The 20,507-nt window shown below is 59.9% G+C and carries 16 protein-coding genes; 9 read left to right on the forward strand and 7 right to left on the reverse strand.

Going from position 1 to position 20,507, the window contains the following annotated elements:
- Positions 1-27: 27 nt before the first annotated feature.
- From WHX55_RS01100 to WHX55_RS01125, 6 genes are all read left to right on the forward strand, one after another.
- Positions 28-1,260, forward strand: coding sequence for an SfnB family sulfur acquisition oxidoreductase (locus WHX55_RS01100; RefSeq protein ID WP_150755945.1), 1,233 nt, complete (start codon positions 28-30; stop codon positions 1,258-1,260).
- Positions 1,261-1,283: 23 nt separating this feature from the next.
- Positions 1,284-2,477 (forward strand): SfnB family sulfur acquisition oxidoreductase, encoded by a 1,194-nt coding sequence (locus tag WHX55_RS01105; protein ID WP_150755946.1) that lies wholly within the window; start codon positions 1,284-1,286, stop codon positions 2,475-2,477.
- Positions 2,478-3,836, forward strand: a complete 1,359-nt coding sequence (locus WHX55_RS01110) for an LLM class flavin-dependent oxidoreductase (RefSeq protein ID WP_150755947.1) — start codon at positions 2,478-2,480, stop codon at positions 3,834-3,836.
- A 130-nt stretch (positions 3,837-3,966) separates the two neighbouring features.
- On the forward strand, positions 3,967-4,776 hold the full coding sequence (locus WHX55_RS01115) for a MetQ/NlpA family ABC transporter substrate-binding protein (protein ID WP_223465378.1): 810 nt from the start codon (positions 3,967-3,969) through the stop codon (positions 4,774-4,776).
- 2 nt (positions 4,777-4,778) lie between these two features.
- On the forward strand, positions 4,779-5,900 hold the full coding sequence (locus WHX55_RS01120; RefSeq protein ID WP_353741857.1) for an ATP-binding cassette domain-containing protein: 1,122 nt from the start codon (positions 4,779-4,781) through the stop codon (positions 5,898-5,900).
- Positions 5,890-6,534, forward strand: a complete 645-nt coding sequence (locus WHX55_RS01125) for a methionine ABC transporter permease (RefSeq protein ID WP_030128490.1) — start codon at positions 5,890-5,892, stop codon at positions 6,532-6,534. The genes WHX55_RS01120 and WHX55_RS01125 overlap by 11 nt, the downstream gene beginning before the upstream one ends.
- Before the next feature lie 38 nt (positions 6,535-6,572).
- Here WHX55_RS01125 and WHX55_RS01130 read toward each other — a convergent pair whose 3' ends face one another.
- The 3 genes from WHX55_RS01130 to WHX55_RS01140 all read right to left on the reverse strand — a co-directional run bounded on the left by WHX55_RS01130 (position 6,573) and on the right by WHX55_RS01140 (position 11,112).
- Positions 6,573-9,290, reverse strand: a complete 2,718-nt coding sequence (locus tag WHX55_RS01130; protein ID WP_353741858.1) for an RHS repeat-associated core domain-containing protein — start codon at positions 9,288-9,290, stop codon at positions 6,573-6,575.
- A 154-nt stretch (positions 9,291-9,444) separates the two neighbouring features.
- Complete coding sequence (locus tag WHX55_RS01135) at positions 9,445-9,735, reverse strand: hypothetical protein (RefSeq protein WP_056726907.1); 291 nt, start codon at positions 9,733-9,735, stop codon at positions 9,445-9,447.
- A 333-nt stretch (positions 9,736-10,068) separates the two neighbouring features.
- Positions 10,069-11,112 carry a S8 family peptidase gene (locus WHX55_RS01140; RefSeq protein ID WP_353741859.1) on the reverse strand — a complete coding sequence of 348 codons (1,044 nt, stop codon included), beginning with the start codon at positions 11,110-11,112 and terminating at the stop codon, positions 10,069-10,071.
- 269 nt (positions 11,113-11,381) lie between these two features.
- On the opposite strand from WHX55_RS01140, the gene WHX55_RS01145 reads away from it, so the two are divergent.
- The 3 genes from WHX55_RS01145 (at position 11,382) to WHX55_RS01155 (ending at position 15,366) form a co-directional block, all read left to right on the forward strand.
- Positions 11,382-13,316 carry an ATP-dependent DNA helicase RecQ gene (locus WHX55_RS01145; protein ID WP_353741860.1) on the forward strand — a complete coding sequence of 645 codons (1,935 nt, stop codon included), beginning with the start codon at positions 11,382-11,384 and terminating at the stop codon, positions 13,314-13,316.
- 230 nt (positions 13,317-13,546) lie between these two features.
- Complete coding sequence (locus WHX55_RS01150) at positions 13,547-14,773, forward strand: 3-hydroxyacyl-CoA dehydrogenase NAD-binding domain-containing protein (RefSeq protein WP_353741861.1); 1,227 nt, start codon at positions 13,547-13,549, stop codon at positions 14,771-14,773.
- 170 nt (positions 14,774-14,943) lie between these two features.
- The gene (locus WHX55_RS01155) at positions 14,944-15,366 is read left to right on the forward strand and encodes a thioesterase family protein (protein ID WP_150726473.1); all 423 of its coding nucleotides are present in this window, start codon (positions 14,944-14,946) and stop codon (positions 15,364-15,366) included.
- Between the two features lie 66 nt (positions 15,367-15,432).
- Here WHX55_RS01155 and WHX55_RS01160 read toward each other — a convergent pair whose 3' ends face one another.
- The 4 genes from WHX55_RS01160 to WHX55_RS01175 form a co-directional block, all read right to left on the reverse strand.
- Positions 15,433-15,924, reverse strand: a complete 492-nt coding sequence (locus WHX55_RS01160; protein WP_353741862.1) for a glycine zipper domain-containing protein — start codon at positions 15,922-15,924, stop codon at positions 15,433-15,435.
- Positions 15,925-16,278: 354 nt separating this feature from the next.
- Complete coding sequence (locus WHX55_RS01165) at positions 16,279-18,627, reverse strand: FdhF/YdeP family oxidoreductase (RefSeq protein ID WP_353741863.1); 2,349 nt, start codon at positions 18,625-18,627, stop codon at positions 16,279-16,281.
- The gene (fdhD, locus tag WHX55_RS01170) at positions 18,624-19,478 is read right to left on the reverse strand and encodes a formate dehydrogenase accessory sulfurtransferase FdhD (protein WP_150726476.1); all 855 of its coding nucleotides are present in this window, start codon (positions 19,476-19,478) and stop codon (positions 18,624-18,626) included. The genes WHX55_RS01165 and fdhD overlap by 4 nt, the downstream gene beginning before the upstream one ends.
- 92 nt (positions 19,479-19,570) lie before the next feature.
- On the reverse strand, positions 19,571-20,458 hold the full coding sequence (locus tag WHX55_RS01175) for a LysR family transcriptional regulator (RefSeq protein WP_150755955.1): 888 nt from the start codon (positions 20,456-20,458) through the stop codon (positions 19,571-19,573).
- Between the last annotated feature and the right edge of the window lie 49 nt (positions 20,459-20,507).

Genomic DNA, 20,507 nt, shown 5'->3' on the forward strand with positions numbered 1-20,507 from the left:
ATTGCGTGCAGCCAAGGAGCGGCACTGATGTCCAGTCTGGCAGATGCAATCGTCCAGAGTGATCTGGACATCGCCCCGCTGTTGTTGCCCGCAAAAGTCTTGCGCAATGACGCTCAAGCCATCAAGGCGGCCCACGAACTGGCGCAAGTCGCCCGCCTGCAAGCGGCCAAACGTGACCGGCAGCGCAAGCTGCCATGGGCGGAAATCGAACAGTTCACCCGCAGCGGCCTGGGCAGCATTTCCATCCCCCGCGAGTACGGCGGCCCACAGGTTTCGTTCGTCACCTTGGCCGAGGTCTTCGCGATCATTTCCGCGGCCGACCCGGCGCTTGGGCAGATCCCGCAAAACCAGTTCGGCATTCTTAACCTGGTACTCGGCAGCGCCACCGAAGCGCAGAAAAATCTGCTGTTCAAAAGCGTTCTGGATGGCTGGCGCATCGGCAATGCCGGGCCGGAACGCGGCAGCAAAAACACCCTGGAACTGAAGGCTCGCATCACCGCTGACGGCGTCCTCAATGGCCAAAAGTTCTATTCAACCGGCGCACTGTTCGCCCATTGGGTCGCGGTCAAAGCGTTGAACGATGACGGCAAACAAGTGTTGGCGTTCATCCGGCGCGGCACACCGGGATTGCGCATCGTCGATGACTGGTCCGGGTTTGGTCAGCGCACCACCGCCAGTGGCACGATTTTGCTCAACAACGTGCAGGCCGACCCCGAACTGGTGGTGGATAACTGGCGGATCAACGACACACCGAACATCCAGGGTGCTGTCTCGCAGCTGATTCAAGCGGCCATCGACGCCGGTATCGCCCGAGGTGCCATCGACGACGCCATCGACTTCGTGAAAACCCGCGCCCGGCCGTGGATCGACGCCAAGGTCGAGCGGGCCAGTGATGACCTGTACGTGATCGCCGATATCGGCAAGTTGAAAATCGAATTGCACGCCGCCGAAGCGCTGCTGCGCAAGGCCGGACAAGTGCTCGATGAAGTCAGCGCCGCACCCTTCACCGCCGAGTCTGCCGCCCGCGCCTCGATTGCCGTGGCCGAGGCCAAAGTGCTGAGCACCGAGATTTCGTTGCTGGCCAGCGAAAAGCTGCTCGAACTGGCCGGCAGCCGCGCGACCCTCGCCGAATTCAACCTCGATCGCCACTGGCGCAACGCCCGGGTGCATACCCTGCACGATCCGGTGCGCTGGAAGTATTACGCGGTCGGCGCCTATCGCCTCAACGGCACGCTGCCTAATCGCCATTCCTGGATCTGACGACCAGACATCTGGAGAAACACATGACAAGTTCTCACCCCGTCGCGGTCATCACCAGCGATGAACAAGCCCTGATCGTCGCCAGCGACCTTGCCGAAGACTTCAAGCGCGACAGCGCCACACGCGACCGCGAACGCCGTTTGCCACACCCGGAACTGGAGGTGTTTTCCCGCTCGGGTCTGTGGGGTATCAGCGTGCCAAAGGAATACGGCGGCGCCGGTGTTTCCAACGTCACCCTGGCCAAGGTCATCGCCTTGATCGCCCGGGCCGACGGCTCGCTTGGGCAGATTCCACAGAACCATTTCTATGCCCTCGAAGTGCTGCGGGTGAACGGCAGCCACGAGCAGAAGCAACGCCTGTACGCTGAGGTTTTGGCCGGTCAGCGCTTCGGCAATGCGTTGGCCGAACTCGGCACCAAAACCGCACACGATCGCGTCACCAGCCTGACTCGCGACGCCAGTGGCTATCGCATCAATGGTCGCAAGTTCTACGCCACCGGCGCGATCTACGCCCAGCGCATTCCCACCTCGGTGGTGGATGAAAATGGCGTGCAGCAACTGGCGTTCGTCCCGCGCGACAGCAAGGGCCTGAGCGTGATCGACGACTGGAGCGGTTTCGGCCAGCGCACCACCGGCAGCGGTTCGGTGGTGTTCGAAGATGTCTACGTCGCCGCCGAAGATGTCATCCCCTTTCAGAGCGCTTTCGAGCGCCCGACCCCGGTCGGCCCGCTGGCGCAGATTCTCCATGCCGCCATCGACACCGGCATCGCCCGCGCCGCCTATGAAGATGCACTGCACTTCGTGCGCACGAAAACCCGGCCGTGGATCGACGCCACCCACGAAAAAGCCACGGACGATCCGCTGACCCTCAAGAGCTTCGGCCACCTGAGCATTCGCCTGCACGCCGCCGAGGCACTGCTGGAGCGTGCCGGTGAATACATCGACCAGGCTCAGGCAGGCACCCATGCCCAGACCGTTGCTGCCGCGTCGATTGCCGTCGCCGAAGCCCGCGCCCTCAGTACCGAAATCTCCCTGGCCGCCGGCAGCACACTGTTCGAACTGGCCGGCAGCCAGGCAACCCTGATCGAACACGGCCTCGACCGCCACTGGCGCAACGCCCGGGTGCACACCCTGCACGACCCGGTGCGCTGGAAGTACCACGCCGTCGGCAATTACTACCTCAACGATGAAAACCCGCCACTGCGGGGGACCATCTGAATGGCCGCCGTGAAAAAGAAAATCCTGCTCAATGCCTTCAACATGAATTGCATCGGGCACATCAACCATGGCTTGTGGACGCACCCGCGCGACACGTCCACCCGCTACAACACGATCGAATATTGGACCGAATTGGCGCAGCTTCTGGAGCGCGGGCTGTTCGACGGTCTGTTCATCGCCGACATCGTCGGGGTCTACGACGTCTACCAGAACTCGGTGGACGTGCCGTTGAAAGAGTCGATCCAGTTGCCGGTCAACGACCCGTTGTTGCTGGTTTCAGCTATGGCCGCGGTGACGAAAAACCTCGGCTTCGGCCTGACCGCCAACCTCACCTACGAAGCGCCGTATCTGTTCGCCCGACGCCTGTCGACGCTGGATCACCTGAGTCGCGGGCGTGTCGGCTGGAACATCGTCACCGGCTATCTCGACAGCGCCGCCAAGGCCATGGGCCTGAGCGAACAGGTCGAGCATGACCGCCGCTATGACCAGGCCGATGAGTACCTGGAGGTGCTCTACAAACTCCTGGAAGGCAGTTGGGAAAACGGCGCGGTACTCAACGATCCGCAGCAACGGATCTACGCGCAGCCGGACAAAGTGCACAAGGTCGAGCACAAGGGCGAGTTCTATCAGGTCGAGGGTTATCACCTCTGCGAACCCTCGCCGCAGCGCACGCCGGTGCTGTTCCAGGCTGGCAGCTCGGATCGCGGGTTGCTGTTCGCCGGGCGACATGCCGAGTGCGTGTTCATCAGCGGCCAGACCAAGGCATCGACCAAGGCGCAGGTGGACAAGGTGCGCACCGCGGCCGCCTCCGCCGGGCGCAATCCCGAGGACATCAAGGTGTTCATGGGGCTGAACGTGATCGTTGGCGCCACCGAAGAGCTTGGCTGGAAGAAGCACGCCGAATACCTGAGCTACGCCAGTGCCGAGGCGGGTGTTGCGCACTTCTCGGCGTCCACCGGGATCGATTTTTCCCAGTATGAAATCGACGAGCCGATCCAGTACGTGAAAAGCAACGCGATCCAGTCCGCCACCAAACACCTGCAAAACAACGACTGGACCCGACGCAAATTGCTGGAACAACACGCCCTCGGCGGCCGCTACATCACTGTGGTCGGTTCGCCGCAGCAAGTGGCGGATGAGCTGGAGTCGTGGATCGCCGAAACCGGGCTGGATGGCTTCAACCTCACGCGGATTGTCACGCCGGAAAGCTATGTGGATTTCATCGAATTGGTGATTCCCGAGTTGCAACGGCGGGGCTCGTACAAGACGGCGTACGACAGCGGCACCTTGCGCGAAAAGCTGTTTCAGCGGGAGGCGTTTTTGCCTGAGCAACATACCGGCTCGGCTTTCCGACGCTAAAAGCATCGCGAGCAAGCTCGCTCCCACAGGGGTTTTGTGAACACCCGAGATCCACTGTGGGAGCGAGCTTGCTCGCGATGAGGCCCGAACAGACACCACAAACTCTATGCACTGACTGGAAAACCTGATCATGAAAAAGAACTACCTCTCTCACCCAGTCAAAGCACTGGCCCTGGCCCTCGGCCTGTTCAGCTCGGCAACCTTCGCCGCCGACGCGCCACTGAAAATCGGCACCACCGCCGCCTTCGCCATTCCTCTGGAAGCGGCGGTCGAAGAAGCCGGCAAACAAGGCCTGAAAGTCGAACTGGTGGAGTTCAGCGACTGGATCGCGCCGAACGTCAGTCTGGCTTCAGGCGACATCGACGTGAACTACTTCCAGCACATCCCGTTCCTGGAAAACGCCAAGGCTGCATCAGGTTTCGACCTCGTGCCGTTCGCACCGGGCATCATCAACAACGTCGGCCTCTACTCGAAGAAATACAAAAGCTTCGACGAACTGCCGCAAGGCGCCAGCGTGGCCATCGCCAACGATCCGATCAACAGCGGTCGTGGCTTGCAGCTGCTGGCCAAGGCCGGTCTGATCACCCTCAAGCCCGGCGTCGGCTACAAGGCCACCGAAGAAGACATCATCGCCAACCCGAAGCACATCAAGATCCTCCAGGTCGAAGCCGTGCAACTGGTTCGTGCCTATGACGATGCCGATCTGGTGCAGGGCTATCCGGCCTACATTCGCTTGTCGAAAACCTTCGATGCGGGCTCCGCGCTGCTGTTCGACGGCCTCGATCACAAGGAGTACGTGATTCAATTCGTGATCCAGCCGAAGAGCAAAACCGACCCGCGCCTGATCAAGTTCGTCGACATCTACCAGCACTCACCGGCTGTGCGCGCCGCGCTGGATAAAGCTCACGGCAAGCTCTATCAAGCCGGTTGGGAAAGCTGAGCATGACCGCCGCCATCCAACGGCGACTGGAGCTTCCAGAGCCTGCAAAAGCTGCACAAACGGAGCTGCATCCCGAGCTCAATCGTGCTCATGTGCGCTTCATCAATCTGGGTAAAACCTACAACGGCCAGCAAGGACCGGTGGCCGCGTTGCACGGCATCGACCTGGCGATCCAGCGCGGCGAAGTGTTCGGCATCATCGGCCGCAGCGGCGCCGGCAAGTCGTCGCTGATCCGCACCATCAATCGCCTCGAACAGCCGAGCAGCGGTCGGGTGCTGATCGATCAAGTGGACATCGGCGAGTTCGACGAAGACCGCCTGGTGGCGCTGCGTCGGCGCATCGGCATGATCTTCCAGCACTTCAACCTGATGTCGGCCAAGACCGTTTGGCAGAACGTCGAGCTGCCGCTGAAAGTCGCCGGCGTACCCAAGGAACAACGGGAGCAGAAGGTCCGTGAACTGCTGGAATTGGTGGGCTTGCAGGCCAAGCACAAGGCTTACCCGGCGCAGTTGTCCGGCGGGCAGAAACAGCGCGTGGGCATTGCCCGGGCGCTGGTGCATGACCCGCAGATCCTGTTGTGCGACGAAGCCACTTCAGCGCTGGACCCGGAGACTACGCAATCGATCCTTGGCCTGCTGCGCGAGATCAATCAGCGCCTGGGCCTGACCATTGTGCTGATCACCCACGAGATGGCGGTAATCCGTGAGATCTGTGATCGCGTGGTTGTCCTGGAACACGGGCGCATCGTCGAGCAAGGGCCGGTGTGGGAAGTGTTCGGCAATCCACAGCATGAGGTCAGCAAGACATTGCTGGCACCCTTGCAACACGCATTGCCGAAAGAGCTGCAAAGACGTTTGCAGGCGCAGCCAAATTCCTCGGACGCCGCCGTGGTCCTGCGCTTGCAGTTCACCGGCAGCCAACGCGACGAACCGGACCTGGCGGCACTGTTCAGCGCCCTCGGAGGCCGTGTGCGATTGCTGCAAGGCGGCGTGGAACGGATTCAGGGCCATGCCCTCGGGCAACTGCTGCTGGCAGTGACCGGCTCGACTCTCGATGCCGAGCAATTGCGTCAACGCGCCGGCCATTGGGCGCAACAAGTGGAGGTATTGGGTTATGTGGTTTGATCGCTTGCTGCAGGGTTTCATCGACACGTTTTTGATGGTCGGCGTGTCGTCGTTGATCGCACTGTTGGCGGGCATTCCGCTGGCGGTGATCCTGGTCACCAGCTCCAAGGGCGGCATCTACGAAGCCCCGGCGCTGAACCGCGCACTGGGCGCGTTCGTGAACCTGTTTCGCTCGATTCCGTTTCTGATTTTGATGGTGGCGCTGATTCCGTTCACCCGATTGATCGTCGGCACCACCTATGGCGTATGGGCGGCTGTGGTGCCGCTGACCATCGCGGCTACGCCGTTCTTTGCGCGCATTGCCGAAGTCAGCTTGCGCGAGGTCGACCATGGATTGATCGAAGCGGCGCAAGCCATGGGCTGCCGGCGTTGGCACATCGTCTGGCACGTGTTGTTGCCGGAAGCGCTGCCGGGGATTGTTGGCGGATTCACCATTACCCTGGTGACCATGATCAACTCGTCGGCCATGGCCGGGGCGATTGGCGCGGGTGGGCTGGGGGACATTGCCTATCGGTATGGGTATCAGCGGTTTGATAGCCAGATCATGCTGACGGTGATTGTGTTGCTGGTGGTGTTGGTGGCTGTAATTCAGTTGGGTGGGGATCGGTTGGCTCGGGGGTTGAACAAGCGTTGAACCGAAGGAAACCCTCACTCAATGGATCGCGCAAACAACTATCTAAGCCCAATAGATGCAACGAGCATGGCATATGAATCAGCATTATTTAACAATACTTTTGTCGTCAGTTCAGGACTTTTGTTCAACGCTTTCCGTATTCCGTTTTCCCATGGCGTTTTAAAAAATTTTTGCCGCTTGTCACCTGAAACGGTACTTACAGACTGTCGGGCGATGACATTATGTAACTTTTCCGTCTTGAGAAACTGTTGATTTGGATTATTTATATCTGGCTTTACAATTATATTATCTAAATATATAAAATCTTGACTACCTAATCCGTCCTCCAGGTTGGAACCTTTAAAGTGAGATATTTCATGATAAATAGTCATCGCAATTTCCTCAGGCGTATCTTTAAGCGTGTCCTCTGAAATGAATATTCGCTTGTGAGGATCGCGTGAAATTACATGTGCTTTCACATTATCATTTTTTGAGCCAATCAAAATAATATCCCTATTGCCCGCGACATACTCCTTCACTGCCGAGTCCATAACCCTGATTTTTGGCAATAATTCCGATACAGGTACATCTCCAGCATACACAACGGAAATTATTTTTTTTACGCCTTCCTCGACTGTCTGCTGCTCTAGAGCGCTGACGGTTTTTGCCGACCACTCCGATAACTTCGATAAACTTTCAGTCAATCGCTGTCCTTTATCAGGACTTTTATTCTTTATTTCATCTACACCCCGAGCGAGAAATGTGTTGCCTTTCAATTTTTCGATAAATTCCAGACTATCTCCACGCCCCCTTACCAAGCCATATTCATCACGATATGTAATTGGCGTGTTAGCACAAAAACAATACATGTTTAAACCATCAATATTTCCCGCTGGATCAGTGCTGATCCAGCGCTGCAACCACGGCGCGTAATACCGATACCCGTAGTAATACAGCCCCGTTGCATCCCGTTCCTTGTCCGAATACCGAATGGTCTTGTACTTCGCCACCAACGCACTTTTACCGGCCCAGCATGCCGTACCACCACAGGGGTAATAGTGTTCCCGGGTCAGTACGCCCGCCTCGTCATCCAATTCCAGGGTGCTGGAGCCGAGGTGATCGCTGAGGCTGTAACGCAGTTGATCGTTGTGCGCACCTTCGGGCCAGTGCAGTGCCCGCACGCTACTGCGCCCGGCTTCGACGCTGATGACGTGGTGTTCTTCACCGTCGGCCTGACGGTGGATTTCCAGACCGGGGAGGTAACGGACCTCGCTGCGCAGGGTGCGGCCGCTGCTGTGGGTGAATCCCGTTTTGCGCAAGCGATGGCCGGGGCGGTCGTAGCGGTAGCATTCGTAGTCGTCAGGCTCGGTTTCGCGGTTGACCAACGTCACGCGGCTCAACTGATTGCGGCTGTCCCAGAGCATGGCTTGCCCGCGCTGCAGTTCCTGTTGATTGCCACCGGTATCGAAACCCGAGGCGATGTCTGGCTCACCCGGCAGCGAGCCGTCGTCGCGTTGCGCGAGGCTACGGTTGCTTCGTGCCGAGGTGAACATCGAGAAGCCGGGCGCGCCGCTGTGCTGGCGGCTAATCAAATTCCCGCCCCGGTCGTACTCGAAGCATTGGGTGTAATTGCGCCGTTGACTGGGGTCCAGCGGCGTGGGCAGCAGTGTCGGCAGGGCCGGGCCATGACTCGGCTGGCTGACCTCCCAGCCCTGGGCTTCGACCAGTTGATACAGGCTGTCGTAGCGGTAGCGATTGATTGGCTCGATGCGCTGGTTGTTGAAATGGCTGACGGCTTGGGACTCGTCGTGCAGCTTGACGATATTGCCCACCGGGTCGTAGACGTAGTTCAGGTCCTGCAAGGGCTTCTGGTTTCCGACTGCCGCTACCAGCCGGATCAGCCGGCCGTCATCGGCAGCGTATTCGACGTGGGTCAGCACCCCATTGCCGGCGGTTTCGCGCTCGACCTGATCCTGGGCGTTGTAGCGAATGTCGTGGACCAAGGATTGCGGCTGCTTGCTCTCACCGGCCATTTGCAGCCAGACCTCACTCGGTTTGCCCGCCACGTCGTAACCAAAGGTGCGAACGTTGCCCATGGCATCGGTTTGTTCCTGAAGCTCGCCGATGGGATTGAATATGTGGCGGGTGATGAATGATTGGGCTTCCAGATACTCATCTCTGACATCGATTTCGATTGGCCAGTCGGGTGTTTCGAGGTCAGCGAGCAAGCGTTGCTCTTCAACCACCACGGCACCGGCGAGTCCGTAGTCGGCAGCCCAGTGTGTACCCGCCGGATCGTCATGACGGATCAACTGCCCGCACTGGTTGTGTTCGGCGAAAGCAGGAGCGGAATCTCCGTAGCTCAAGCGCTCCACCACGCGAGGTCGTTCCCCCGCGGCCTGTTCCGTGACGGTGATCGGTCGCTGTTGTTCGTCGAACACCGTGTGACGCTGACTGCCTCGTGCATCCCAGAAGGCACAGGGCAAACCCGCCTGATCCAGCACACTCAACTGCCACCCGGCATCGACGCTGTCCGTCAACAACGGTTGCCCACTCAAGCCGTAGACCGTGGTCAGGTTCGGCTTCGGCGCCGTGCCCCACAGCCGAGGGTCCCACGACTCGACCAACCGCCCCGCCGCGTCGAAGCGTTGCCGGGTGGTGCGCGGGTCAATCTCCGGGCTGTCGGGATGGCGGCAGTAACCCACACTGCGAATCGACAGGGCACGAGGATCGATGACCGACAGCGTTGGTGTCGCGGCGTGGTGGTGAGTGTTCACGGCATTGACGGTCCTTCGCTCTGACTGAGGACAGACTGAGCCTTTTTTGACCGAGCCGAAACTGTAAGAAGTAACAGGTCGATGTCCGCGAAATGGCCATCGTCGGAACGCCGCCCGGAGCAAGCTCGCTCCCACAGGAGGTTGTGGTGGTGCTTCAGCCGGTGAGTTTCGGCAAACGCTGCCGGGCGATGTCGAGCAGGTCATTGCCGTCCTGGGTCAGCAGGTACAGCGCGCTGACGATCTTGGGGATGTCGCTGGCATTGGCCTGTTTGAAGCACATGCAATAGAGGGTTTCGAGCAGGTCGCTGGCGGCGTGGATGCGTTGTCGGGCGGCGTCGAGGATCTCGAAGGGGTCGGCCTCGGTATCGATGACCAGCACCGGGGTTTCGCTGTAGCGGGTCTTGAGAGGGTGGTAGCGGGTTGTCAGTGAGTCGGGGTTTTTCATTGAGTGGGTCCTGTGCGAAATCGGCGAGTGTTCCCGGCAGGCCGAGACACTGTTTTCAGCCGCGCTGGAAACTATAGGAGGGTATGGCGTTACGGGACAAGACGGCTGAGATCGACAGGCTTTGTAAGGGTTTTGTCATATTTTGAGGAAGGGGACTACACGTTGGTGCTGGGTTTTCAACGTGGAATGGCGAGAGGTAAAAATGCTTACAGCATTTTCAGCCGCTTCGCAGTAAATCTCGGTAGAGAGGGCCTTGGACTATGTCGGGTATTTCGAGTTTTGCGGTGGGTGTGTTGGCCTCTTCGCGAGCAGGCTCGCACCCACATTTGATCTTCAGCGTCGTGACGCCGCATCAAGGTCGAGCAATCCTCGACCGAAGGCTTCACTGTTGGCGTAGAGACCGGTCCGGTTTGCGGTTTCAAGCAAGTGGTTGCGCACTTGTTGTGCACTCATTTCGGGATACAGGCTCTGAACTGCCGCCAACGCGCCACTGACTAATGCGGCGGCGGGGGATGTACCGGCAGTCTGGACGTATTTGCCGTCCTTGCCAGTGGTCAGCAATCCCTGGTCTGTGCCTGAGTCCCCACCGGGAACGGCGATGCACCAGGCCGCTGCGACACCACAATAATTGGATTTTCCATTGATGGCACTGCCATCGTTTTTCAATGCAACGACGGCGATCCAACCTTTTTCCAATTCAGGGATGGCAAGGGGTAAGCCCGGCTCTGCCAGAGGCTCTCGTTTGAGTTCATTACCGGTCGGAAACACAAATACCGCACCTTGCTGAACCAGTTTCCGAGCGCTCGCCAGCGACTCGGACATGACCTGGTTGTAACGTGCTTCGGTGATTTCCGTTGCTGGAATGGCATTGGCCCACGAGTTGTTGAATATGCGCGCACCACGATCGAATCCGGCTTGCCAGGAGCGGGAAATTTCACTGTCGAAGAAGAAGGGTTCGTTGTCGTCACCGAAACGGAAGGGGATCAGTTGAGCGTTGAACGCAACGCCGTGCATACCCTGGCCGTCTTTGTTGGCGGCCAGAATGCCGGCCATTTGAGTGCCGTGGCCAATGCGGTCATGGGTGCCGGGACGATTTTCTACAAAGTCAAAACCGGGGTCGCGGACCCTGCCTTGAAACGCTGGCAGTTCGGCGTTCAGGCCTGAATCAATCAATGCGACGGGTACGCCTTGGCCGGTGCCGCCACGTGCGTACAGGCGTGATGCCTGGATGACCGCCAACCCTTTTTGAGCGTGATACTCGGCTGTTTCGAATGTGTCTGGTTTGATTGCGGGCTTTTCGGGCATGGTCAGACATCCACTGAGTAGCAGCGGCACTGACAGCAAGAGAGCAAATGGAAAAACAGTTCGTTGAAACATGGTCGGTCCTTCGACATGGGCTACGCACATCAGGCCTCCTGTTGTCATGAAGACTTCGCGCAGCGTTACGGTTGTTGGGGTTGAACCATACCTGCGGGACTGAGGGGGGCGTCAGATGGCAGAGTGCTCTGTGTGTTTCAACCTGTGGCGTCAGCAGGACGCGTCTAGGCTGTATCATCCCCTATCGTTTTTGCCCCCGACCTTTTCTCGACTCGCTGCGATCGCCGGCCAGGCTTTTGACTCCGCAGCGGTCAATGGAGTGACAGCTTATGCACAACACCCTGGAACAGGTTTTCGGTTATCCACAATTTCGACCCGGTCAGGAGGCGGCCGTCAGTGCCGTGCTGGCCGGGCGTTCGGCGGCGGCGATTTTCCCCACCGGTTCCGGCAAATCCCTTTGCTACCAATTGCCGGCGTTGTTGCTGCCGCACCTGACGCTGGTGGTCTCACCCTTGCTGGCATTGATGCAGGATCAACTGGCGTTCTTGCAACGCCACGGCATCTCGGCGGGCAGTATCGATTCGGCGCAGAGCCGCGATGACGCCAGCGACGTCATGGCCCGGGCCAAATCCGGCGAACTGAAGATTTTGATGATCTCCGTGGAGCGCCTGAAGAACGAGCGCTTCCGGCATTTTTTGCAGCAAGTACCGATCTCGTTGCTGGTGGTGGACGAGGCGCACTGCATTTCCGAATGGGGGCATAACTTTCGCCCGGACTACCTCAAGCTTCCCGACTATCAACGCCAGTTCAACATCCCGCAGGTGTTGCTGCTGACCGCAACGGCGACGCCCAAGGTCATCGACGACATGCAGGCGAAATTCGCCATCGCCGCCGACGATGTGGTGACCACCGGTTTCTATCGCCCGAACCTCAATTTGCTGGTGGAGCCGGTTCGCGGAGCGGACAAACGCCGACGCCTGGTCGAGTGGATGAGCCAGCGTCCGGACCAGCCGAGCATCGTCTATGTGACCTTGCAGAAAACCGCCGAGCACATCGCCGAACACCTGAACCGCAACGGCATTCAGGCCGAGGCTTATCACGCCGGGTTGCCCCATGAGCAACGGGAAGCGATCCAGCGTCGATTCATGGGCGGGCAGTCCAATTGCATCGTCGCCACCATCGCTTTCGGCATGGGCATCGATAAGAGTGACATCCGCAACGTGGTGCATTTCGACCTGCCCAAATCCATCGAAAACTACAGCCAGGAAATCGGCCGCGCCGGGCGTGACGGGCAGCCGTCGGACTGCCTGGTGTTGGCCAACCGCGACAGCCTCAACGTGCTGGAGAATTTCGTCTACGGCGACACGCCCGAGCTGGATGGCATCCGTTGCGTGCTTGACGAGATGCATGCCGCGGCAACTGAAGGGCAGTGGGAGTTTCTGCTGGGGCCATTGGCCGATCAGAGCAATATTCGCCAGTTGCCGCTCAAGACCTTGCTGGTGCAACTCGAGTTGCGCGGGCTGATCGCCCCGCGCTACGCGTACTACGCCGAGTACCGTTTCAAGTATGTGCAGGAACCCGAGGCGCTATTGGCGCGTTTCGAAGGCGAGCGCAGGGATTTTGTCGCTGCGATCATCCAGACATCCAGCCGTGCGCGGACCTGGGCCACGGTGAATTTCGAGGCGTTGCACGAGCAGCATCAGGCCGAGCGCAGTCGGGTGGTCAAGGCACTGGATTATTTCCAGGAGAAGGGCTGGGTGGAGCTCGAAAGCAAGCAGATGACCGAGGTCTACAGCGTGCTGCAAAGCGGGTTCGACAGCGTCGCATTGGGCGAAGAACTGCACGGCTATTTCACTCGGCATGAGCACACCGAGATCGCGCGGATTCACGCGATGCTGGATCTGTTCGCCACCGACCGTTGCCTGGGTTATCGCCTGGCCGAGTATTTCGGCGACCACAATGCCCCGCAGCAATGCGGGCATTGTTCGGTGTGTCATGGGCAAGTGGCGCGGCTACCGGCACCACCGGAGTTGCCGGCGCTTGTGGATAAGAATTTCGAGTCGCTGTGTGGCGGTTTTATCCACAGGCACGAGCAGCACACGGGCAACTTGCCTTCGGCTGAACGCGTGACACGGTTTCTGTGCGGGATCAGCGTACCGTTGTTCACCAAGCTCAAGGCGCGGTCGATTTCGGGGTTTGCGGCGCTGGAGGATTATCCGTATGCCGGGGTGCGGGAGTGGGCCGAGCAACATCTACCTGGTTGAAACACGGTCAGTGTAGGAGCGAGCCTGCTCGCGATGAGGCCGGTACATTCAACAGTGATGGCGACTGACACACCGCTATCGCGAGCAGGCTCGCTCCCACAGGAACCTCAGGGCCCGGCAGTGCTACATCCATCCGCTGAATGTTGCTCATCACAGGAATAAATTTCAAAAAACCCCGGTGGCTGACTATGGTGATGGCTGTCTTCGGATCGCCAACAAGAGATCAAAACATGAGCCAGACACCGTCGAATATTCAGCGCGCCGCCGTCATCGGCGCGGGCACCATGGGCCGTGGCATTGTCATGTGCCTGGCCAACGCCGGAGTGGCCGTGCAGTGGGTCGACAATAATCCGCAAATGCTGGAGCAAGCGCTGGTCACTGTAGCGGACACCTACGCCCACAACGTGCGCCAGGGCCGGATTGATCAGAGCGAAGCCGATGCCCGTGTCGCGCGCGTTACGGCGGCAGATAGTTACACGGCCATCCGCGATGTCGACCTGGTCATCGAAGCGGTGTACGAAAACCTTGAGCTCAAGCAGAAAATCTTCCGCGAGCTCGATGACCTGCTCAAACCCGAAGCCATTCTGGCCAGCAATACCTCGGCGCTGGACATCGACGCCATTGCTGCGGTCACACGCCGTCCGCAACAAGTACTGGGCCTGCACTTCTTCAGCCCGGCGCACATCATGAAGCTGCTGGAAATCGTCCGTGGTGCACAGACGGCGCCGGCGGTGCTCGACGCGGCACTGGCGCTCGGCCAGCGCATGGGCAAGGTCAGTGTGGTGTCGGGCAATTGCGACGGTTTCATCGGCAACCGCATGCTCAATACCTATGTGCTCGAAGCGCGAAAAATGCTGCTGGAAGGCGCTTATCCGTATCAGGTGGATGCAGCGCTGCAAGGCTTCGGTTTTGCCATGGGGCCGTTCCGCATGTTCGATGTGGTGGGCGTCGACCTGCAATGGCGCGCGCGCCAGTTATCCGGCATTGGACAGGATGCGCCGCAAGTTCAGGTGGATAACCGTTTGTGTGAGCAGGGACGTTTCGGCCAGAAGAGTGGCAACGGCTTTTACCACTATGAACCGGGCAGTCGTCAGGCCGAACACGATCCACTGGTGGATGCGCTGGTGCTGGAGGTCAGCGAAGGGCTAGGGTTCCATCGCCGCGAGATCGGCCCGGAGGAGATTCTCGAGCGCTGCTTGCTGGCACTGGTCAACGAAGGCGCGAAGATCCTGCAGGAAGGCATCGCCGGGTCAGCTCACGATATCGATCTGGTCTACCTCAACGGCTATGGTTTCCCGGCGGACAAGGGCGGGCCGATGGCCTGGGCGGATCAGCAAGGGCTGGCGGACATTCACCGGCGCTTGATGGACCTTGAGACGCGTCAGGGCGATCACTGGCAGCCAGCGCGGTTGATTGGGGAGTTGGCGGCGGCTGGCAAGGGCTTTGCTGACAAGTGATTGATGCGGCGCCTGTGAGGGCGCCTTCGCGAGCAGGCTCGCTCCCACAGGTGATCGGGTGAAGACAGCTAGTGCGTCTGGTCGAGATCCAATGTGGGAGCGAGCCTGCTCGCGATGAATACAACGCGGTTTCGCCTTAGACTGGCGAACCCACTCAGGAATCAACGCCAATGCCCCAACGCACCGACTACCCCCACTTCCAGCCCATCACCACCCGCTGGCACGACAACGATGCCTACGGTCACGTCAACAACGTTACCTACTACAGCTTCTTCGATACGGCGGTGAACACTTACCTGATCGAAGTTGGCGGCCTGGATATCCATGATGGTGAGGTGGTGGGGTTCGTGGTGAGCTCCTCCTGTGATTACTTTGCTTCCATTGCCTTCCCGGACCGCATCGAGATCGGTCTGCGGGTGGGCAAGTTGGGCAACAGTTCGGTGCAATACGAACTGGCCGTGTTCAAGCAGGGAGAAGACGAGGCCTGCGCGGCGGGGCGCTTCGTGCATGTGTTTGTCGATCGTGCGTCGAATCAACCCGTGGCGATTCCTGCAGGGTTGCGCGGGGCGCTGGAGCGTCTGGTGGATCAGTAAGGCAAAAAAAATCGCAGCCCTTGGGCTGCGATTTTTGTTGTACTTACCAGCGAGGTGCTCGAGGCCTTAGTCGCGGTAGTACTTGTGGTGCTTCTTGCGATGGCCATAGGCATGGCCACGGCCCGGATGGCCGTCACGGTAGTAACGACGATCACCATGGCCGCGATACGAACGACGATCGTCGTCGTCATCATTATCGTACTCTTTGCCCATGTAGTTACCCAGCGCGCCACCGGCGCCGCCGCCTGCTGCTGCGCCGATCAGACTGCCGGTGGTGCCGCCCACGCTGCGACCGACCACGTTACCGCCCGCGGCGCCCAACGCACCGCCAAGGGCTGCTTCGCCACGGCTGTGTTTGTTTGCACCGACGGCGCTACCACCCGCGCCACCCAGGGCCGCGCCGATGGTGGAACCTGTATTGCCGCCTAACGACTGACCGACGACCGAGCCTAAAACCCCGCCCAATGCGCCGCCTACACCGGCTTCGGTGGTGCCGCCAGCAGACGCGATACCGCTGACCAGGCCAAGGGACAACAAGAGAATCGAGGAGAACTTCATGGAGGAACCTCAAGGGGATGACGGCGCGATCCTGAGGCTCTGGAATGGGCGTGACAATCGAAATCCGACGAATAACACGACCTGTATACAATATTGCAAGTTACTGTTTTTTGGGCGGAACTTAACGTTTTTTTGCCGGTCTTTTACTACTTCGCAAAGGCCGTTTTCATGAGGAAACGGCCTTTTTTGTGGGCGAAAGGAAAGTGCAGGGTCCAGAGTTTTTGGTGATTGGTCTGGCCCTATCGCGAGCAAGCTCGCTCCCACAGGGATTTCAGTCGAACGCAGATTATGTGAACAACAGAAAAAACCTGTGGGAGCGAGCTTGCTCGCGATAGGGCCAGTTCAGACAACATATTAAGCAGACCTGGCCATGATCAACCCGGTCTCACTCGCCGCTTCCAACCGGATCGCCACAAACTTCGATGTCGGCGTATGGCTGTCATCGCCGGTGCTTTCCAGCGGCACCAACGGGTTCACTTCCGGATAGTAGGCCGCCGCTTGCCCGGCCGGGATATCAAACGCCAGCAGCGTGAAGCCTTTTACCCGACGTTCCACGCCATCGTCCCAGAGCGAAACGATGTCGGCCTTTTGCCCCGGCTTGAAGCCCAGGCGAATGATGTCGGCTTCGTTGACGAACAACACGTCCCGCTGACCCTTCACGCCGCGATAACGGTCGTTGAGGCCATAAATGGTGGTGTTGTACTGATCGTGGGAACGCATCGATTGCATGATCAGGTCCGGCAGCACACCGGTAGCGCGGGTGCGTTCGTGTACCAGGTCTTTGGGCAGTGCGTTCGAGCGGAAATTGGCCCGGCCCGAAGCGGTGCTCCACTTGCGTGCACCGGCACTGTTGCCCAGGTAGAAACCGCCCGGGTTCTTGATCTTCTCATTGAAGTCCTTGAAGCCGGGAATGGTCTCGGCGATCAGGTCGCGGATGCGGCTGTAGTCGGCCACCATCCAGTTCCAGTCCACCGGGTGGCTGCCCAGGGTCGCGGCAGCGATGCCGGCCAGGATCGCCGGCTCCGAGCGCATCTGGTTCGACAGCGGCTGCAGCTGACCATTGGAGGCGTGGACCATGCTGAACGAGTCTTCGACGGTTATCGCTTGCGGGCCTTGGGTCTGGATATCGATGTCGGTGCGGCCCAGGCACGGCAGGATCAGCGCGTCTTTACCGTGGGTCAAATGGCTGCGGTTGAGCTTGGTGCTGATCTGTACGGTCAGGTCGCAGTTTCGCAGGGCCTGGAACGTGCGCGGGCTGTCCGGCGTGGCTTGGGCGAAGTTGCCGCCCAGACCGATGAAGACTTTCGCCCGGCCTTCAGCCATGGCGTGAATCGCCTCGACCACGTTGTGGCCGTTGTCGCGTGGCACCTTGAACTGGAAGCGCCGCTCCAGAGCATCGAGGAACGCGACAGGAGGGCGTTCATTGATGCCCATGGTCCGGTCGCCCTGCACGTTACTGTGACCACGCACCGGGCACAGGCCTGCACCCGGCCGGCCGATGTTGCCGCGCAGCAGCATCAGGTTGGCGATTTCCTGGATGGTCGCCACCGAATGGCGGTGCTGGGTGATGCCCATGGCCCAGCACATGATCACGTTCTTGCCTTTGGCGTACATGCGCGCGGCTTGCTCGATTTCCACCAGGCTCAGGCCGGATTGCTCGACGATCTGCTCCCACGGGGTGTCGTCGATGACGGCCAGGTAATCCAGCACGCTGACGCTGTGCTCGTTGAGGAAGTCATGGTCGAACACCGCCGGGGCACCGGTTTTCTGCGCGTCGCGCTCCCACAGCAGGAGGAATTTCGCCATGCCGCGCATGATCGCCATGTCGCCACCTAGGGCCGGGCGGAAGAATGCGGTGTTGGTCGGCTTGTCGCCGTTGGTGAGCATTTCGAGCGCGTGCTGCGGATGCTGGAAGCGCTCCAGGCCACGCTCTTTCAGCGGGTTGATGCACACCACTTGCGCGCCGCGCTTCACCGCTTCGCGCAACGGTTCGAGCATTCGCGGGTGGTTGGTGCCGGGGTTCTGGCCCCAGACGAAAATCGCATCGGCGTGTTCGAAGTCGTCGAAGGTCACGGTGCCTTTGCCGACCCCGACGCTTTGCGACAACGCGACACCGCTGGCCTCGTGGCACATGTTCGAGCAGTCAGGGAAGTTGTTGGTGCCATAGGCGCGCACGAACAGCTGATAGAGGTACGCCGCTTCGTTGCTGGCACGGCCGGAAGTGTAGAACTCGGCCTGATCGGGGTTCGACAGGCCGTTCAGATGCTTGGCGATCAGGGCGAATGCGTCGTCCCAGCTGATCGGCTGGTAGCGATCGGTCTCGGCGTCATAGCTCATCGGCTCGGTCAGGCGGCCCTGGTATTCGAGCCAATAGTCGCTTTGCTCCAGCAGCGAAGTGACGCTGTGTTTGGCGAAGAACTTGGCATCGACACGACGTTTGGTCGCCTCCCAGTTCACCGCCTTGGCGCCGTTCTCACAGAACATCACCATGCCCTTTTCCGGAGAGTCACCCCAGGCGCAACCCGGGCAGTCGAAGCCACCGTTCTGGTTGGTCTTGAGCATTATGCGCAAGTTTTTCAGCGCGTTGTCGCTGGTCAACCAAGCCTGGGCCACGCTGATCAGTGCGCCCCAGCCACCGGCCGGGCCTTTGTAGGGCTTGTAGCGAGGGACGGGTTTCTGATCGGCTTGACGGTGTTGACTCACGCTTGATTCTCCAACGTTGGGCTGTAGACCCGCGGTGCATTCTTCTGTGGCAGATGGATGAGATTGAGGTTGTGGCGACGGGCCCATTGCACGGCAAGGCCCGTGGGCGACGACAGGCTGACCAGGGTCTGGATGCCGGCGCGCAAGACTTTCTGGATCAATTCGAGGCTGCAGCGGCTGGTGACAATCGCCAGCCCGCCAGCGGTCGGGATCTTCTGGCGGATCAATCCGCCGATCAGTTTGTCGAGGGCGTTGTGCCGGCCGATATCTTCGCGGCCGAGCAACAACTCACCTTTGTCATTCATGAACACCGCGGCATGCACCGCACCGCAATGTTGGCCCAGCGGCTGGAAGGCGCCGATGCGCTCGCGCAGGCCGTCAAGCCATTCGACCGGCGGCAACGGGGCGCCGGGTAATACCTGAAGGTCCGGCAACGCCTGCTCGAGCGCTTCCACGCCGCACAACCCGCAACCGCTGGTGCCGGCCAGTTGCCGACGCTGTTGCTTGAGGTTCCAGAAGGCGCGGTTGGCGATGGTCACTTGTGCGTATTGCGCCGAACCCGAGCCGCTGAGTTGCAGGTCATAGATGTCCGTGGCGTCCTGGATGATGCCGCTGCCCAGGCTGAAGCCGACGATGAAATCTTCCAGGTCCGTGGGCGTTACCAGCATGACCGCCTGGCTGATGCCGTTGAAGGCAATCGCCAGTGCGACTTCCTCGGCCAGCGCGGTGCTGGCCGATTCGGCGCTATCCGTTTCGGTACGACGCAGATTGCAGTAGCTGTAAGTCTGGCTGGCGGCGGGTGCGGGCGTTTCGAGGGCAGGCGCCGCGCAGGCTGGGCGCTTGGTGTTCATGGCATCACCGACGGATTGATCAGCTTTAAGACTAGGCGCGGCAAGTTGTCGCGTCTAATCGCTATTACTGATCTACCGATAGATGCCGTCGATCAAGCGCCGATCAATGATTGTTGATAGATCGCGAAACAGGCCTCAGCCAAGGCCGAGCGCGGTGCGCTGCGACGCATGATCAGCCCCAGTCGGCCAAGGGTCTGGGCGTTCTCGATCGGTTGCAGGCGCAGGTGTTCGGTCAGCCCTTCGAGGCCACCTTCCAATGGCATCACGGCGCAACACAGGCCGCCATGCACGGCTTGTAACAGTTGATGCACGGCATCGGTCTGCAACAACGGCTGCGGGGTCAGGCCGCGGCTGTGGAAGTTGTGGTCGATGGACTGGCGAAAGTGCATACCGCTGGTGAGCATGCCCAGTGGCAGTTCGATCAACGATTCCCAACTCAATGGTGCCTCGCCAAAGGTGAAGAAGCGTTGGTCGTAGAGCAGGCCCATGCGGGTTTCGCTGAAGGCCTGGGAGTCGAAATGTTCGGTGTCGAGGCGTTCCAGGTAGGAAACACCGAGGTCCAGGCGATTGTTCGCCAGTTGCTCGAGGATCTGCTCGGAACTCAGGGCCGAGAGTTCGAAGCGCAGGTTCGGATGCTCCCCGTGCAGGCGTTGCAGCAGCGGCAGCGGATCGAAGCTCGACAGCGGCACCATACCCAATCGCAACGTACCGACCAGACTGCCGCGACAGGCGGCCGCCTCGGCGTATAAGCCGTCGTAGGCCGCCAGTACGGTGCGCGCCCAGGCCAGCACCCGCTCGCCCGGCGCGGTGAAGCCTTCGAAACGCTGGCCGCGATTGACCAGCGGCAGGTCGAGTTCTTCTTCGAGGCTGCGCAGGCGCATGGACAGGGTCGGCTGGGTGATGTGGCAGCGTGCGGCGGCCTGGCCGAAATGGCGGGTTTCGTCGAGCGCGATGAGGAATTTCAGCTGCTTGATGTCCATCTGCGCTCCAGGGGGTGGGAAGGTGCGGATTCTATCGCAAGCGGGGTCA

This window comes from Pseudomonas fluorescens, assembly GCF_040448305.1.
Taxonomy (GTDB): Bacteria; Pseudomonadota; Gammaproteobacteria; order Pseudomonadales; family Pseudomonadaceae; genus Aquipseudomonas; species Aquipseudomonas fluorescens_BH.

Bases quoted from the DNA above. Each gene is read 5' to 3' on its own strand.
- WHX55_RS01160 (WP_353741862.1), bottom strand. From the start codon at position 15,924: ATGAAGTTCTCCTCGATTCTCTTGTTGTCCCTTGGCCTGGTCAGCGGT.
- WHX55_RS01110 (WP_150755947.1), top strand. From the start codon at position 2,478: ATGGCCGCCGTGAAAAAGAAAATCCTGCTCAATGCCTTCAACATGAAT.
- WHX55_RS01135 (WP_056726907.1), bottom strand. From the start codon at position 9,735: ATGAAAAACCCCGACTCACTGACAACCCGCTACCACCCTCTCAAGACC.
- WHX55_RS01140 (WP_353741859.1), bottom strand. From the start codon at position 11,112: ATGTTTCAACGAACTGTTTTTCCATTTGCTCTCTTGCTGTCAGTGCCG.
- WHX55_RS01120 (WP_353741857.1), top strand. From the start codon at position 4,779: ATGACCGCCGCCATCCAACGGCGACTGGAGCTTCCAGAGCCTGCAAAA.
- WHX55_RS01105 (WP_150755946.1), top strand. From the start codon at position 1,284: ATGACAAGTTCTCACCCCGTCGCGGTCATCACCAGCGATGAACAAGCC.
- WHX55_RS01150 (WP_353741861.1), top strand. From the start codon at position 13,547: ATGAGCCAGACACCGTCGAATATTCAGCGCGCCGCCGTCATCGGCGCG.
- WHX55_RS01100 (WP_150755945.1), top strand. From the start codon at position 28: ATGTCCAGTCTGGCAGATGCAATCGTCCAGAGTGATCTGGACATCGCC.
- WHX55_RS01145 (WP_353741860.1), top strand. From the start codon at position 11,382: ATGCACAACACCCTGGAACAGGTTTTCGGTTATCCACAATTTCGACCC.
- WHX55_RS01155 (WP_150726473.1), top strand. From the start codon at position 14,944: ATGCCCCAACGCACCGACTACCCCCACTTCCAGCCCATCACCACCCGC.
- WHX55_RS01125 (WP_030128490.1), top strand. From the start codon at position 5,890: ATGTGGTTTGATCGCTTGCTGCAGGGTTTCATCGACACGTTTTTGATG.
- WHX55_RS01115 (WP_223465378.1), top strand. From the start codon at position 3,967: ATGAAAAAGAACTACCTCTCTCACCCAGTCAAAGCACTGGCCCTGGCC.
- fdhD (WP_150726476.1), bottom strand. From the start codon at position 19,478: ATGAACACCAAGCGCCCAGCCTGCGCGGCGCCTGCCCTCGAAACGCCC.
- WHX55_RS01175 (WP_150755955.1), bottom strand. From the start codon at position 20,458: ATGGACATCAAGCAGCTGAAATTCCTCATCGCGCTCGACGAAACCCGC.